Origin of the sequence: Pseudogemmobacter sp. W21_MBD1_M6, from assembly GCF_052119585.1 — a bacterium.
In the GTDB taxonomy this organism is placed as follows: Bacteria; Pseudomonadota; Alphaproteobacteria; order Rhodobacterales; family Rhodobacteraceae; genus JBGQOJ01.
Window position 1 is genome coordinate 26,828 of the sequence record NZ_JBGQOJ010000004.1, and the last position, 16,047, is coordinate 42,874.

General features: G+C 62.3%; 14 protein-coding genes. 7 read left to right on the plus strand and 7 right to left on the minus strand.

Going from position 1 to position 16,047, the window contains the following annotated elements:
• Positions 1-38 precede the first annotated feature (38 nt).
• A complete protein-coding gene (locus ACEN2R_RS06690) occupies positions 39-1,031 on the minus strand; it encodes a taurine ABC transporter substrate-binding protein (RefSeq protein ID WP_442040498.1) in 993 nt (330 codons plus the stop codon).
• A 492-nt stretch (positions 1,032-1,523) separates the two neighbouring features.
• On the opposite strand from ACEN2R_RS06690, the gene ACEN2R_RS06695 reads away from it, so the two are divergent.
• Entirely contained in the window at positions 1,524-2,909 is a 1,386-nt protein-coding gene (locus tag ACEN2R_RS06695; protein WP_442040500.1) for an aminotransferase family protein, read from the plus strand.
• Between the two features lie 52 nt (positions 2,910-2,961).
• Here ACEN2R_RS06695 and ACEN2R_RS06700 read toward each other — a convergent pair whose 3' ends face one another.
• Positions 2,962-3,375, minus strand: a complete 414-nt coding sequence (locus ACEN2R_RS06700) for a helix-hairpin-helix domain-containing protein (RefSeq protein WP_442040502.1) — start codon at positions 3,373-3,375, stop codon at positions 2,962-2,964.
• Between the two features lie 224 nt (positions 3,376-3,599).
• On the minus strand, positions 3,600-3,779 hold the full coding sequence (locus ACEN2R_RS06705) for a hypothetical protein (RefSeq protein WP_442040504.1): 180 nt from the start codon (positions 3,777-3,779) through the stop codon (positions 3,600-3,602).
• A gap of 148 nt (positions 3,780-3,927) precedes the next feature.
• Between ACEN2R_RS06705 and pdxR the strand changes: the two genes are divergently transcribed.
• The 3 genes from pdxR to ACEN2R_RS06720 all read left to right on the plus strand — a co-directional run bounded on the left by pdxR (position 3,928) and on the right by ACEN2R_RS06720 (position 8,451).
• Complete coding sequence (gene pdxR / locus ACEN2R_RS06710) at positions 3,928-5,388, plus strand: MocR-like pyridoxine biosynthesis transcription factor PdxR (RefSeq protein WP_442040506.1); 1,461 nt, start codon at positions 3,928-3,930, stop codon at positions 5,386-5,388.
• A gap of 120 nt (positions 5,389-5,508) precedes the next feature.
• Complete coding sequence (gene xsc, locus ACEN2R_RS06715) at positions 5,509-7,284, plus strand: sulfoacetaldehyde acetyltransferase (RefSeq protein WP_442040508.1); 1,776 nt, start codon at positions 5,509-5,511, stop codon at positions 7,282-7,284.
• The gene (locus ACEN2R_RS06720; protein ID WP_442040510.1) at positions 7,285-8,451 is read left to right on the plus strand and encodes an acetate/propionate family kinase; all 1,167 of its coding nucleotides are present in this window, start codon (positions 7,285-7,287) and stop codon (positions 8,449-8,451) included.
• Between the two features lie 7 nt (positions 8,452-8,458).
• Here the strand turns inward: ACEN2R_RS06720 and ACEN2R_RS06725 are convergent, their stop codons facing one another.
• Positions 8,459-9,322, minus strand: a complete 864-nt coding sequence (locus ACEN2R_RS06725) for a phosphate acyltransferase (RefSeq protein WP_442040512.1) — start codon at positions 9,320-9,322, stop codon at positions 8,459-8,461.
• 162 nt (positions 9,323-9,484) lie between these two features.
• Here ACEN2R_RS06725 and ACEN2R_RS06730 point away from each other — a divergent pair, with 162 nt between their 5' ends.
• The 3 genes from ACEN2R_RS06730 to ACEN2R_RS06740 are packed head-to-tail and all read left to right on the plus strand — an operon-like array spanning position 9,485 to position 13,949.
• On the plus strand, positions 9,485-12,328 hold the full coding sequence (locus ACEN2R_RS06730; protein ID WP_442040514.1) for a molybdopterin oxidoreductase family protein: 2,844 nt from the start codon (positions 9,485-9,487) through the stop codon (positions 12,326-12,328).
• Positions 12,325-13,074, plus strand: coding sequence for a 4Fe-4S dicluster domain-containing protein (locus ACEN2R_RS06735; protein ID WP_442040516.1), 750 nt, complete (start codon positions 12,325-12,327; stop codon positions 13,072-13,074). Before ACEN2R_RS06730 ends, ACEN2R_RS06735 begins: the two co-directional genes overlap by 4 nt.
• A complete protein-coding gene (locus tag ACEN2R_RS06740) occupies positions 13,074-13,949 on the plus strand; it encodes a dimethyl sulfoxide reductase anchor subunit family protein (RefSeq protein WP_442040518.1) in 876 nt (291 codons plus the stop codon). The genes ACEN2R_RS06735 and ACEN2R_RS06740 overlap by 1 nt, the downstream gene beginning before the upstream one ends.
• Here the strand turns inward: ACEN2R_RS06740 and ACEN2R_RS06745 are convergent, their stop codons facing one another.
• The 3 genes from ACEN2R_RS06745 to ACEN2R_RS06755 are packed head-to-tail and all read right to left on the minus strand — an operon-like array spanning position 13,950 to position 16,026.
• Positions 13,950-14,747: a metal ABC transporter permease gene (locus ACEN2R_RS06745; RefSeq protein ID WP_442040520.1), complete on the minus strand. Its 798-nt coding sequence runs from the start codon at positions 14,745-14,747 to the stop codon at positions 13,950-13,952.
• Complete coding sequence (locus tag ACEN2R_RS06750; RefSeq protein WP_442040522.1) at positions 14,747-15,538, minus strand: metal ABC transporter ATP-binding protein; 792 nt, start codon at positions 15,536-15,538, stop codon at positions 14,747-14,749. Before ACEN2R_RS06750 ends, ACEN2R_RS06745 begins: the two co-directional genes overlap by 1 nt.
• Positions 15,535-16,026 carry a transcriptional repressor gene (locus ACEN2R_RS06755; protein ID WP_442040524.1) on the minus strand — a complete coding sequence of 164 codons (492 nt, stop codon included), beginning with the start codon at positions 16,024-16,026 and terminating at the stop codon, positions 15,535-15,537. Before ACEN2R_RS06755 ends, ACEN2R_RS06750 begins: the two co-directional genes overlap by 4 nt.
• Positions 16,027-16,047 lie beyond the last annotated feature (21 nt).

The following is a 16,047-nucleotide window of genomic DNA, read 5'->3' on the forward strand; positions in this document are numbered from 1 at the left end:
GCGGCCCACCTGCGCAAGCCGCCCCGTTTCGGTCGGGGTTACATACCCATCGCCGCCGTCAGGCCGGCGGTGTTCACCGCGCTGTCATAACTGTCACGGGCGGCAGGGATATTGCCGGTGGTGACAAAGAAGTCCGCCACTTCCTTCAGGAACTTCTGCGACCCGCCGCCCAGCCATTTCTCTGACAGCTGCTCTTCGATGGTCGGGAAGGTGAAGGTTGCCAGCGAATCCGCCGCGTCCGCCTCGCTCATGCCAGCGTCCTTGGCAATCACCGGCAGCATCTCGGCGGACTCCGTCAGGTATCTGGCGTTCATATCCGCCGTGACCTTCAGGAACTTCGCCAGAACGTCGGATTGTTCGGCTGCGAAATTGGCCGGAACAGAGGTGACGTCGAACACCTGAATGCCCAGCGCCTCTTTCTCGGCACCTGTCAGCAGGACATTGCCGTGCTCTTTCATCCGGCGCAGGCCGCCGCCATATCCGCAGGCCATGTCGACACTGCCCTGCGCCAGCGCCGCCGCCCCATCCGACGGGGCCATATCGACAACCTCCAGACTGGACACATCAACGCCGAAATGCTCCATCTGCTTCAGGAAACCGTAGTGGGCAGCGGTTCCAATCGGCACGGCCACCTTTTTGCCAGCCAATTCGCCCGCGCTGCTTTTGTCGATTTCCAGCGCGGTCGCGACAACGCAGTTGTCATTGTCGGAATAGGACACGGCCACATCGGCGATCTGCAAATCCTGACCAGCAGAGGTGGCAACCACAAACGGCGGCACCCCTTGGGACACGGCAATCTGCACATCCCCCGACGCCATAGCCGCCGACATCGCAGTGCCTGTATCGAAGGCGCGCCAGTTCACCGTCACACCCAGCGCCGTGTCATAAAGGCCGTTGGCCTTGGCATACTGGAACGGCATCGGCCATTCGGTGAAATAGGCCACGGTAATCTCTTCAGCGACTGCAGTCTGTGCGCCCGACAAAAGGGCAAGCCCCGCAACCGCGTTCAAAAGTGAAATCTTCAGTGTCATGCTATAGCTCCCGTGTTGGCAGTTCCGGAACGGAACCGTTTTTCGGCAGATGGTCATTGGTGCCACCTGTCCAAATCGCCTTTGCATCCGCCCGTCGAATCGGCGCACGCATCTTTTCATGTTAGGACATCATCCAAGCTTGCGCCTAATGCTGTTGCGCCAAGCCGCCTGACATCACCACGCATAAATGAAATCCAAGGAAATTAACGCCAGTCCGTCAAGCATTAGATCGGCACGGAACCTTGCGGTTTTCTGCACCGGGCAGTCACGGACCAATTGCGGGGCATCAGATATTTGTGATACTTATGAATGCACTACACACATTTCCCCGACCACGAAGACCGGGCATCGCCCTGCGACTGGACTTAACGCAATACCGTCTCTGGCCCTATCTGATTGCCCGAACTTTCGGCAACGTATGAAGGATGGGGATTCCGGCCCGCGCGCCTTTGGCCTATAGTCCCGACACTCCCGCATAAATGGAATACCCGAATGGATGTCAGCACACTTACCAATGATCCCCGTGGCGTTATCGAGGCCGATCGCGCCCATGTCTGGCACCATCTGTCCCAGCACAAGCCCTACGAAACGGTAGATCCCCGCATTATTGTCGAAGGCAAAGGTAACCGCGTCTGGGACATCAACGGCAAAGAGCACCTTGATGCGGTGTCCGGCGGCGTCTGGACGGTCAACGTCGGCTACGGCCGCGAAAGCATCGCCAACGCCGTGCGCGACCAGTTGATCAAACTGAACTATTTCGCAGGCTCCGCTGGCTCTATCCCCGGCGCAACCTTCGCCAAGCAATTGATCGAGAAAATGCCGGGCCTGTCCCGTGTCTATTACTGCAACTCCGGCTCGGAGGCGAACGAGAAAGCCTTCAAGATGGTCCGCCAGATCGCGCACAAACGCTATGGCGGGAAAAAGCACAAGGTTCTGTACCGCGACCGCGACTATCACGGCACCACCATCGGCTGTCTGTCCGCAGGCGGTCAGGACGAGCGGAACGCGCAATACGGGCCGTTCGCGCCCGGTTTTGTCCGCGTGCCGCATTGTCTGGAATATCGTGCCCAATGGGATCTGACCGGCGAGGCCTATGGCATCGCCGCCGCCAACGCGATCGAAGAGGTGATCCTGCGCGAAGGCCCCGACACCGTTGGGGCGCTGTGTCTGGAGCCCGTCACCGCCGGTGGCGGCGTCATTACCCCGCCAGAGGGCTACTGGCCCCGCGTACAAGAAATCTGCGCGAAATATGACATCCTGCTGCACATCGACGAGGTCGTCTGCGGCGTTGGCCGCACCGGCACATGGTTCGGTTACCAGCACTACGGCATCAAGCCGGACATGGTGACAATGGCCAAGGGCGTCGCCTCCGGTTATGCCGCCATCGCCTGCCTTGTCACGACAGACGGCGTTTTTGATCTGTTCAAGGACGATGCCGCCGACCCGATGAACTATTTCCGCGATATCTCTACCTTTGGCGGCTGCACTGCTGGTCCCGCCGCCGCAATCGAGAACATGCGCATCATCGAGGACGAGAACCTGCTGGAGAACACGACCCTGATGGGGCACTACATGCTCGATCTGCTGAACGGACTGATGGACAAGCACCGCGTCATCGGCGACGTGCGCGGCAAGGGTCTGTTCCTTGGCGCCGAACTGGTCGCGGATCGCGGCACCAAAGAACCGGCGGACGAGAAGAAAGTGCAAGCCGTTGTGGCCGATTGCATGGCGCAGGGCGTCATCATCGGGGCCACCAACCGCTCGCTGCCCGGCCTGAACAACACGCTATGCCTCAGCCCCGCGCTGATCAGCACCAAGGACGACATGAACCAGATCGCCCACGCCATCGACAAGGCGCTGACCAAAGTGTTCAGCTAGGCGAAAACGGGGTGGGCCTTGGTCCACCCCGACGCCAGATCAGCCCACAGGACTATTTTTTCTTGCTTTTGCCCTTTGCCTTTTTCGACGCCTTGGCGGGCTTGGCCGCCTTGTTTTTACCGCCTGCCTTGGCCTTCTTTTTCGGCTTTTTGGCAGATTTGGTCTTGCCCGCGTCTTTTTTAGTCGATTTCTTCTTGTCGGTCTTCTTCTTGTCGGCCTTCTTCGCCTTTGGCGCAGCCGCAGCGACCTCCGGTTTCGGGGTCTGCGGTTCTGGCACCTCGGGCACGGCCAACAGGCCTTGCGCTGCTGCGATCAATGCCGCCGCGCGCGCCTCTTTGATCCCCGGAACCCGCATAAGATCTGCCGCCGCAATAGCGCCCAGTTGCGGGACGGTTTCGATTCCATGATCGACCAATGCGATGGCAAGCATCGGTCCGATCCCTTTGACATCAGTGATGACGGGCATTTCTGTTTCCTTGGGCTGTTGAACGAAGGCCGGCGCACGGCCCGCCTTCGTTAGGTCATGAAAGGGCTCAGGCCGCCTTTTTAAGGGCCTTTTTTGCCGATTTCAGCTTGGCTTCTTGCTTGGCCACTTTCGCCGCCCGCAATTTGACTTCTTTTTTCAGGTCTTTGATGTTTGATTTCTTAGACATGGTAGTTTTCCTTTTTTGGTCAGTTTCGCCAAAGGCCCTAAACCTTGTCGCCACGTTCTTTGATAAACTCCCGAATGAAGCGCCTGATTTCACGCGCCGCACTTGTGTCCAGCGCGTCACACAAGGCAACGAACGCGTCACGCTCTGCGCCATTGATGCGAATGATCAACTGGCTGTCCTTCAGTTCTTTCTTCTTCGGTTTATCTTGTGATGCCATGGTCCGGGATACTCCTTCGGCCACTTACCTGTATATCAAACGCATATATTTTGTATATACAATTTTTGTCTTTTTGAGTTTCGCCGTCTCTGCGCCGCCGAAAATAATGCCAGTTTACCCTCGCAGTTAAGGCCAGTATACTGCCCCCATGTCGATCCCCGTGGAAACCTTTTTTCTCGATCCCGAAGCACAGGGCACCCTTCAGGCACAAATCCAGCAGATGGTGGCCTCGGGCATCCTGTCGGGCCGTTTCCGCCGAACGGAAAAGCTGCCCTCCTCGCGCAAACTGGCGCTGCATCTGGGGGTCAGTCGGATCACCGTAACGCTGGCCTATACCGAACTTCTGGCCGATGATTACCTCTCTTCCAAGGGCCGGTCCGGCTATTATGTCTCTGAAAACGCGCCAGAACCGCCCGCCTTTGCCCCCCCGCCCCCGCGCGAGGATACGGTAGACTGGTCACGGGCCATCGGGCAGAAATTCTCGGACGGAATCACGCTGGACAAGCCGCAGGATTGGCGCAGCTATCGCTACTCGTTCATCTACGGACAGGCGGACGAAACCCTGTTCGACCGCGCCAACTGGCGGTTGTGCGCCTTGCAGGCATTGGGTCAAAAGGACTTTGCCGCACTCACCGCCGACTATTACGATCAGGACGACCCCAGACTGATCGAGTTCATCGCCCGCCATATTCTGCCCCGCCGCGGCATCATCGCCCGACCGGGGGAAATCCTTGTCACCCTTGGCGCGCAGAATGCGCTTTGGCTGACGGCGCAGGTGCTTTTGACGCAGCGCAGAACCGCCGCAATCGAAGACCCCTGCTATCCCGGCCTGCGCAATATCCTGAACCAGTCGCGCTGCCACCTGCACCGCGTTCCCGTCGATCAGGACGGCCTGATCCCCGACGCCCTGCCGCCCGATGTCGATGTGGTCTTCACCACCCCCAGCCACCAATGCCCGACCAGCGCAACCTTGCCACTGGACCGTCGCCACACCCTGTTGACCCGCGCCAGAACCGACGATTTCCTGATCGTCGAGGATGACTACGAATTCGAGATGTCGTTCCTGAAACCGCCGTCGCCCGCGCTGAAATCGTTGGATCGGGACGGGCGGGTGATCTACGTCGGCTCGTTCTCTAAATCCCTGTTTCCGGGTCTGCGCCTTGGCTATCTTGTCGGCCCCGAACCCTTCATCCGCGAGGCGCGCGCGCTGCGGTCCGCCGTTCTGCGCCACCCGCCCGGACACATCCAGCGCACCGCCGCCTATTTCCTGTCGCTGGGTCATTACGACGCTTTGGTCCGCCGCATGGGTCTGGCCTATCACGAGCGGCGACAGGTCATGGATAAAGCCCTGCGCGCGCAGGGATTGACCATCGCCGGACGCGGTGCCTTTGGCGGGTCCAGCTTCTGGATGGAAGGACCAAAAGGCATGGACACGCGTCAGCTTGCCCTGACCCTGCGCACAAAGGGCGTGCTGATCGAACCGGGCCGCGCATTTTTCGGCGCCGAAAACCCGCCCGACAATTTTTACCGCCTCGCCTATTCCTCTCTTCCGGCAAGCCGCATTCCCGAAGGCGTTCGCCTGATCGCAGAAACCATTGCCACGCTATGATATCTGGCCCTAACGTGGCAAAACAACTGGCCCTATCTGCCGCCGGACCTTATCCTTAGTTTAGGCGTAACGCGCGACGGCAGACCGGATGCGCCCCATTCCATCCAGCGGAGCGACCCCATGAAAATGACCACCGAAGAGGCCTTTGTCAAAGTCCTTCAAATGCATGGAATCCAACATGCTTTCGGCATTATCGGCTCTGCTATGATGCCGATTTCGGATCTGTTTCCGGTTGCCGGAATCAAGTTCTGGGACTGCGCCCATGAATGCAACGCGGGCATGATGGCTGACGGCTACACCCGCGCCACCGGCAAGATGTCGATGATGGTCGCGCAAAACGGCCCCGGCATCACCAATTTCGTCACCCCCGTCAAAACCGCCTACTGGAACCATACGCCGCTGCTGCTGGTCACACCGCAGGCCGCAAACAAGACCATCGGTCAGGGTGGCTTTCAGGAGGTCGAACAGATGGCCCTGTTCGAGGATATGGTCGCCTATCAGGAAGAGGTCCGCGACCCGTCCCGCATCGCCGAGGTTCTGAACCGCGTGATCCTGCAAGCCAAACGCGCCAGCGCCCCCGCCCAGATCAATGTGCCGCGAGATTACTGGACGCAGGTGATCGACATCACCCTGCCCGCGATCGTCGAATTCGAACGCCCCTCGGGTGGCGAGGACGCGTTGCAACGCGCCGCAGACCTGCTGTCATCCGCCACATTCCCCGTCATCCTGAACGGCGCGGGCGTCGTGATCGGCGGCGCGATCGCCGCTTCGATGGCGCTGGCTGAACGGCTGGATGCGCCTGTGTGCTGTGGCTATCAGCACAACGATGCTTTCCCCGGCTCTCATCCGCTGTCGGTCGGCCCGCTGGGCTATAACGGCTCCAAGGCCGCGATGGAGCTGATCTCGAAGGCCGATGTCGTGCTGGCGCTTGGCACGCGGCTGAACCCCTTCTCGACCCTGCCGGGTTACGGCATCGACTATTGGCCCTCGAACGCGGCGATCATTCAGGTCGACATAAACCCCGACCGCATCGGCCTGACCAAACCTGTGACCGTGGGCATCGTCGGGGACGCCAGAAAGGTGGCGCAGGGCATCCTGTCGCGCCTGTCGGGCGCTGCCGGGGACGCAGGCCGCGCCGACCGTCGGGCACTGGTGTCGCAGACCAAATCCGCATGGGCGCAGGCGCTGACGTCGATGGACCACGAGGACGACGACGCAGGCACCACCTGGAACGCGCGCGCCCGCGACCGCGAACCGGAAAAGATGTCGCCCCGCATGGCATGGCGCGCGATCCAGTCGGCCCTGCCCAAGGATGCGATCATCAGTTCCGACATCGGCAACAACTGCGCCATCGGCAACGCCTACCCGACATTTGAGGAGGGGCGCAAATATCTGGCCCCCGGCCTGTTTGGCCCCTGCGGCTATGGGTTTCCGGCCATCACCGGCGCCAAGATCGGCAGGCCCGATACCCCCGTTGTGGGGTTCGCAGGCGACGGAGCCTTCGGCATTTCGATGAACGAGATGACCGCCATCGGGCGCGGCGACTGGCCCGCAATCACCATGGTGATCTTCCGCAATTACCAGTGGGGCGCGGAAAAGCGGAACACGACTTTGTGGTTCGACGACAACTTTGTCGGCACCGAACTGAACCAAAGCGTCAGCTATGCCGCAATTGCGCAGGCCTGTGGGCTGAAGGGCGTTCAGGTCAGCACAATGTCCGGCCTGACAGATGCTTTGGCCACCGCGGTCACGGCCCAGAATGACGGCGTGACAACCTTCATAGAAATCCTTCTCAATCAGGAACTGGGAGAGCCGTTCCGCCGCGACGCGATGAAAAAGCCGGTCTCTGTCGCGGGCATCGACCCCGCCGACATGCGCGTTCAGGCGGCCGGATAAGTGACAAACAAGGCGGATATCCTGGTTATCAACACGGGGTCCTCCTCGATCAAATTCGCTATTTTTTCGGATGAGCTGACCGAAAAACTTAAGGGAAGCGCCGTCGAGATTGGCGGCGCCTCGCATTTTTCCATCACGGGTCTGGAACAGGCGGGCACGAAACAGGATGTCGATCTGCCCGACCATCGCGCCGCCCTGTCCCATATCCTGAACGCCCTGACATCGCGGGGCATAGCACCGGCGCACTTGCGTGCCGCAGCGCACCGCGTCGTGCATGGCGGGCCGCATCTGACCGCCCCCATGGCGCTGACACAGGACGCGTTGACCAAAATCGCCGCGTGCTCTGCGCTTGCGCCGTTGCACAACCCGCACCAACTGGGCGCGATCCGCGCCCTGTCCGATCTGGCGCCGGACCTGCCGCAATACGCCAGCTTCGACACCGCCTTTCACGCGACCAATTCCGCCGTCGCCCGCCGCTATGCCATCCCCGACACCGCCGAAACCGACGGCATTCTGCGCTACGGCTTTCACGGGCTAAGCTACGCCAGCCTGTGCCATGCCCTGCCCCGGATCAGCGGTGCCGCCCTGCCCGCGCGCGTGCTGGCGTTTCATCTTGGAAACGGTGCCAGCATCTGCGCGATCCGACACGGAAAATCCGTGGCCACGACAATGGGATACTCGCCGCTGGAAGGGCTGACCATGGGCACCCGCGCAGGCAGCATCGACGCCAATGCCGCCCTGAAACTGGCACAGGATCACGGCATCCCCCGCGCCCGCGCGATCCTGAACAACGAAAGCGGATTGCTGGGGTTGTCCGGCTTGACCTCGGATATGCGCGCCCTGATCGCCGAAGGGTCAAGCGCCAGCGCCTTTGCGATCGAGCATTTCATCTACTGGGCCATCCGCCACGCAGGGTCCATGATCGCCGCCATGGGCGGGGTAGACGCGATGGTTTTCACCGGCGGCATCGGCGAACACGCGGCCCCCGTGCGCAGCGGCATCGCCAGGGGCTTCGGCTGGCTGGGCGCACAGATCGACGACGCGGCGAACGCCGCGCACCGGCAGCAGCTTCACGCGCGCGCGTCTGGAATCGGCATCTGGATCGTCCCCGCGATGGAGGAACGCCAGATCGCAAGCGACGCCCTGACCCTGATGGGCGGGCCATGACGCACGCTTACCCCATTGCCAATGTCAGCACCGTAGCCGCCACAATATCGTCCACCGCAGCCCCCCGCGACAGATCGCACACCGGACGGCGAAAGCCTTGCAGCATCGGCCCGACCGCTTGTGCGCCGGCCAGTTGCTGGCACAGCTTGTATCCGATGTTTCCCGCATCCAGTGTCGGAAAGATCAGCACATTCGCATCGCCGCCGCGCACGCCCTTCTTCACCGCAATGCCCGCAGACAATGCCGCATCCGCCTGCACCGGCCCGACCACGTCCAGCCCGTCCAGTAAGGCCACCGCGTCACGCACAAGATCAACGCTTGGTCCGGCACCGGAGTCCAACGTCGAGAACGACAGCATCGCAACCCGCGCCGCGCCCAACAATGCCTGCGCCGACCGCGCCGAGGCCCGCGCAATGCCCGCCAGCTCTGCCGCGTCGGGGGCCACATTGACCGCGCAATCGGCAAAGACCAATTCGCGCCCGTCCGGAAACACCATCAGAAAGAACGACGAAGGCGCGGCAACGCCCTGTGCCATGCCGATGACGATCCCTGCCGCCTCGATCACGCGGCGCGTCGGGTTGGCCGCCCCTGCGACCATGGCGTCCGCCTCGTTTGCCGCGACCATCGCCGCCGCGCGAAACAGCGGTTTTTCCAACATCCTGCGCGCCAGACTTTCCTTGATGCCCCGCACCGACATCAACGCCGCGACATGCGCCGCACTGGCCACATCCGGTATCCTGACCGGCGTCGCCAGACCCTGCGCCGTCAATCGGCGGGCGGCTTCAATGATCCGCTCATCCTGCGCCTCGGGGAAAACGACGCGCCGGGGTGCGGCACGCGCCGCGTCATATGCTCTGTCCAGAACGGTCATGCGATCCTCTCCCGTGCAGGGTATATCACGTCAACCATCCGCCGCCGCGTCAACCCCTGCCGGTCGAACCCCTGACCGAAAACCGGAAAATCCGGCAACTGCACACTGGCAATCCCGCGCGAAATTGATACACAATAGATACACTTCAACCCGAGGGGTCGCATGACGCATCACCAGCCGCAAATCGACACCTCGCCAAGCGTCTCGGACGAGATCCGCAAGACGACCTGCTATATGTGCGCCTGCCGTTGCGGCATCAACGTCCATATGAAGGCACAGCCCGATGGCAAGATGAAGGTCGCCTATATCGAGGGCAACCGCGACCACCCCGTGAACAAGGGCGTCCTGTGCGCCAAGGGCAGCGCCGGCATCATGCAGGTCAACGCCCCCTCACGGCTGCGGGCACCGCTGAAACGGGTCGGGCCGCGCGGGTCGGGCGAGTTCGAGGAAATCTGCTGGGACGAGGCGCTGGACATCGCGCAGGGCTGGCTGGAACCGATCCGCCGCAACAATCCCGAAAAGCTGGCGTTCTTTACCGGCCGCGACCAGTCGCAATCCTTCACCAGTTTCTGGGCGCAGGGCTTTGGCACCCCGAACTATGCCGCGCACGGTGGGTTCTGTTCGGTCAACATGGCCGCCGCGGGCATCTACACCATGGGCGGCGCATTCTGGGAATTCGGCCAGCCCGACTGGGACCGGACCAAGCTGTTCATGATCTTCGGCGTGGCCGAGGATCACGACAGCAACCCGATCAAGATGGGGCTGGCAAAGCTGAAGGCACGCGGCGCAAAGGTCATTGGTGTCAATCCGATCCGGTCGGGCTATAATGCCATTGCCGACGAATGGGTCGGCATCACCCCCGGCACCGACGGGCTGCTGATCCTGGCCCTGATCCACGAGCTGATGAAGGCGGGTAAGGTCGACCTTGACTATCTTGCGCGGCTGACCAATGCGCCGGTGCTGGTCAACGGCGACGCCAAATCCCCCGACCACGGGCTGTTTCTGAAAGACGACCACGGCAAGCCGCTGGTCATTGACCGCAACACGGGCAAACCGGCACCGTTCGATCGGCAGGGCATCAAACCCGACCTTGCCGCGACCTATCGCAAGGCAGGCGTCACGCACCGCCCCGTGTTTCACCTGATGGCCGACCGCTATCTCGACCCGCGATATGCCCCCGAGGCCGTGGCGGACCGGTGCGGTATCAGCGCTATCCGCATCAAACGGCTTGCCGCCGAAATCGCCCGCGTCGCCTTTGACGAAGCGATAGAGATCGACCAGCCCTGGACCGATTTCCGCGGCGAACGGCACGAAAAGATGACAGGTCGCCCGGTCAGCTTTCACGCCATGCGAGGGATCAGCGCCCATTCCAACGGCTTTCAGACCGCACGCGCCCTGCATGTCCTGCAAATCCTGCTTGGCACGGTCGAGGTTCCGGGCGGCTTCCGCTTTAAACCGCCCTATCCAAAACCGCCGTCCGCCCACCCCAAGCCGCATTGCAAGGTCACCCCCGGTGGCCCGCTTGACGGTCCGCACCTGGGCTTTGTCGATGGCCCCGACGATCTTGCGCTGAAGGACGACGGCACACCGGCCCGCATCGACAAGGCCTTCACCTGGGAAAACCCGATGTCGGCGCACGGGTTGATGCATATGGTGATCTCGAATGCCCACGCGGGCGATCCCTACAAGATCGACACCTTGTTTCTGTATATGGCGAACATGTCGTGGAATTCGTCGATGAACACCGGCGGTGTTGCCAAAATGCTGACCGACACCGACAAGAACGGTGATTATGTGATCCCGCGCATCATCTACTCCGATGCCTATAGCTCGGAAATGGTGGCCTACGCCGACCTGATCCTGCCCGACACCACCTATCTGGAACGCCATGACTGCATCAGCCTGCTGGACCGCCCGATATCCGAGGCCGACGCCGTTGCCGACGCCATTCGCTGGCCGGTGGTCGAACCGGACCGCGACGTGCGCGGCTTTCAGTCGGTGCTGGTCGATCTGGGGGCGCGGCTGAAATTACCGGGCTTCGTGAACGAGGACGGCAGCGCCAGATACAAAGACTACGCCGACTACATCGTGAACCACCAACGCCGCCCCGGCATCGGGCCACTGGCCGGTTGGCGCGTCGGCGAAAAAGGCCCGCAGGGCGGGCGCGGCGAACCGAACGAGGCGCAACTGGACAGCTATATCGCCAACGGCGGTTTCTGGGTGGAACATGTCCCGACCGAGGCGGCGTTCTACAAACCGTGGAACATGGCCTATCAGACCTGGGCCGTCGAAAAAGGCTTTTATGACGCGCCCCGACCCTACATCTTTCAGCTTTATGTCGAACCGATGCGCAAGTTCCAGCTGGCCGCAGAAGGCCACGGATTGCGCCAGCCTCCCGACCATCTGCGCGAACGGATAAAAGCCACCCTTGACCCCCTGCCGATCTGGTATCCGCCATTCGAGGACGGCCACGTCGATCCGGTTGAATATCCCATCCACGCGCTGACCCAGCGCCCCATGGCGATGTATCATTCGTGGGGCGGACAGAACGCGTGGCTGCGCCAGATCCACGGACATAACCCGCTTTATATCCCCACCGGGTTATGGGCGGAAAACGGGTTTACGGACGGTGACTGGGCCGAGGTCACATCGACGCATGGCAGCATTACCGTGCCCGTCGCCCTGATGGACGCGCTGAACGCGAATACGGTCTGGACCTGGAACGCCATCGGCAAACGCAAGGGCGCCTGGGCGCTGGACAAGGACGCGCCCGAGGCCACAAAGGGCTTTCTGCTGAACCATCTGATCCACGAATTGCTGCCGCCCAAGGGCGACGGGTTACGCTGGGCCAACTCTGACCCCGTGACGGGACAAGCCGCGTGGTTCGACCTGCGCGTCAAGATCAGGAAAGTTCCCGCACCGGCGGAATCGCATCCGGTGCTGCCCGAACTGAAGTCCCCCGTCGGCAAAGGCCCCGACAGTCTGGAATGGAAGGTTGGCAAATGACCCTGCTACCGGACCACACCACCAAAAAGCTTGGCCTTGTGATCGACCTTGATACTTGCGTCGGGTGTCATGCCTGCGTGATCAGCTGCAAGGGGTGGAACACCGAAAACCACGGCGCGCCCCTATCCGATCAGGAGCCTTATGGCGCCGATCCGTCCGGCACGTTTCTGAACCGCGTCCACAGCTATGAGGTGACGCCGGACACGGGCGCGGCTCAGCTTGTCCATTTTCCCAAATCCTGCCTGCATTGCGAAGACGCGCCCTGCGTCACCGTCTGCCCCACCGGGGCCAGTTATAAACGCGTCGAGGACGGCATCGTTCTGGTGAACGAGGACGCCTGCATCGGCTGCGGGCTTTGCGCCTGGGCCTGCCCCTATGGCGCGCGCGAAATGGACGCGGCGGCGGGCGTGATGAAGAAATGCACACTGTGCGTCGACCGCATCTATAACGAAAACCTGCCAGAGGTGGACCGCGTGCCCGCCTGCGTGCGCACCTGTCCCGCAGGCGCGCGGCACTTCGGCGATCTGGGCGACGAGGACAGCGATGTGTCAAAACTCGTCGCATCGCGCGGCGGCTTTGACCTGATGCCGGACCTCGGCACAAAGCCCGTCAACAAATACCTGCCCCCCCGCCCGAAAGACGCGTGGAGCGGCGAGATCGACATCCTGGCCCCCCTGCTGGACCCCGTCGCCGCGACGCCAAAGGGCTTTCTTGGCTGGCTGGACAAAACACTGGACCGCCTCTGATGCATCCCGCACCGTCGATTATCCTGTTCACCGTCCTTTCGGGCCTTGGCTTCGGCCTTCTGGCGTTTCTCGGGCTGGGGTTTCCCCCTGTCACCGGGGGCGTGGCCTTTGCGTTTTTCACCATTGCCTATCTGCTGGCGCTCGGCGGGCTTGCCGCGTCGGCGTTCCACCTTGGCCACCCCGAACGCGTGCGTCTGGCCTTTTCGCAGTGGCGCACAAGCTGGCTCAGCCGCGAGGCATGGCTGTCGGCCATAACCCTTGTGGTCATGGCGATCTATGGCGCGGGCACGGTGTTCTTCGACACAGCCCTTGCCCCGCTTGGCTATCTTGGCGCGGCGCTGTCGCTGACCACCGTCTTTGCAACGTCCATGATCTACGCCCAGCTGAAAACCGTGCCGCGCTGGAACCACTGGACCACGCCTGCGTTGTTTCTGGCGATGTCGCTGGCAGGCGGCGCGGCGTTGTCCAGCAAAACAACCGTTGCGGGCGCTTTGCTGCTGGTTGCGGGCGGGGTGCAAATCGCCGCTTGGGTGATCGGTGACACTGCCTTCAAATCGCGCGGGCCGACCATCGAATCCGCAACCGGACTGGGCCACATGGGCCGCGTTCGCGCGTTCGAGCCCCCCCATACCGGCACCAATTACCTGATGCGCGAAATGATCCACCAGATCGGCCGCAAGCACGCGCGGAAACTGCGCATCATCGGTGCCACACTGGGCTTTGCCCTGCCTGCGGCCCTTCTGCTGGGGTTTCCGGCCAGCCATATTCTGGCCGTGCCCGCCCTGATCAGCCACATCGCCGGGGCCGTGACCCTGCGCTGGTTGTTCTTCGCAGAGGCCGAACATACGGTCGGGCTGTATTACGGCAAACGCTAACTAGCGCCTTTGGGGCCGCAGCACGCGCAGCACCGTCGCCGCCGAAAAGGCAAGCGCCGCCACCGACACGATGCCGGGGCCGGCAGGCGTATCGAACGCCAGCGAGACCCACAGCCCCCCGGCCACGGCCACGGCCCCTATCGCGACGGCAAGACCCGCCATCGCCTCTGGCGTGCGGGAAAACCCGCGCGCGGTGGCAGCGGGAATGATCAACATCGCGGCAATCAGCAAGGCGCCGACAACCTTGATCGCCACGGCCACCACAACCGCCAGCGCGACGGTCAGAACCAGCCGTTCCCTCTTGGGGTCTATGCCCGACGCATGGGCCAGATCCTCGTTCAGCGTTGAGGTCAACAGCGCGGACCAGCGCCAGACCAAAAGCGCGGCGACCGAAATCGCCCCGCCCCAGATCACCGCCAGATCCCCCTTGGACACGGCAAGGATGTCGCCGAACAAAAACGCAGACAGATCCACCCGCACCCCGTGCAGGAACGACACCGCAACCAGCCCTAGCGCCAATGCCGAATGTGCCAGCACCCCCAGCGTTGTGTCCATCGCATGGCCGCGCCCCGCCAGCGTGGACACAACCAACGCCATCAACAACGCCACCGCCAGCGTCCCCCAGATGATCGACACCCCGAACCCCAGCGCCAATGCCACCCCAAGGATCGACGCATGCGCCGTCGCGTCGCCGAAATAGGCCATCCGCCGCCAGACTACAAAGCAGCCCAAAGGCCCCGCCGCCAGTGCAACACCAAGCCCGGCAAGTCCGGCACGGATCAGAAAATCGTCCAGCATCAATGCGCTTCCTCGTGGTCGTGGTGATCATGGTGCCCTGCGGCGTGCGGCTCGTGGCCGGGGTGGGCATGGTCGTGCGTGTGGTCGTGATCGTGGTCATGGGCATGCTGATACAACGCCAGTGCCCCGCCCGTTCCCAACCCAAACAAGGCCCGGTATTCGGGCGCCGCCGACACCACCGTCGGCGCGCCTTCGCAACAGATATGGCCGTTCAGACAGATCACGCGGTCGGACGCGCTCATCACCACATGCAGATCATGGCTGACCATCAGAACCGCGCAGCCGGTGTCGCGCCGCACCTCTTCGATCAAACGATAGAACGACGCCACACCGGGTTGATCCAGCGCCTGCGTCGGTTCGTCCAGCACCAGAATTTCGGGGTTCGCCAACAGGGCGCGCGCCAGCAGAACACGCTGGAACTGCCCGCCGGACAGCGCCGTCATCTGGCGGTCTTCCATGCCGTCGACACCGACACGGCCCAACACCTTTGCCACAACCCGATCGGTTTGCCGCACCGGCAATGACAGAAACCGCCGCACGGGCATCGGCAGGGTCGCGTCGATCGTCAAACGCTGGGGCACATAGCCCACCCGCAACCCGGCCTTGCGTAAAATCCGCCCGCCGCTTGGCTTTTGCACCCCCAGAAGCGCCCTTAGAAAGGTCGACTTGCCAGAGCCGTTGGGGCCGACCACGGTCACGATCTCGCCTGCGGAAATCGCGAAATCCACATGCGACAGAACCGGCGTCCCGCCATAGCTGACGCTCATATCCTGCGTTGAAATCAGGCTCATGCGCTGCGCTCCCGACAGGCGGGGCAGGTGCCCAGCGCCTCGATGTTCACCCGCTCTATATTGAAACCGACGGCATCTGCGGCAACCTCCATCGCGTAGCGCACAGCATCTGCGGGGGCCTCGGCGACGGCATTGCACCCGCCGCAGATAAAGAACGCCGGGGAATGCGCTTCTCCGGGATGCATACAGGCGGCAAAGGCGTTCAGGCGACGGATGCGATGGGCAAACCCGTTCTCGACCAGAAATTCCAACGCACGATAGGCGACAGGCGGCTGGTTCCCGAACCCGTCCTCGGCCAAACGCTGCAAGACATCATAGGCCCCCATCGCCTTATGGCCCTCCAGCAGGATTTCCAGCGCGCGCCGTCGCACCGGCGTCAGCCGTATACCCTGCGTTTTCGACAGCGCATCGGCGCGGGCAAGAACATCGCCAGAGCAATGCCCGTGGTCATGATCGTGAAACGCCAAAGCGCCGGAAGGATCGGTCATGCATTTTTACTCTTGTTATAA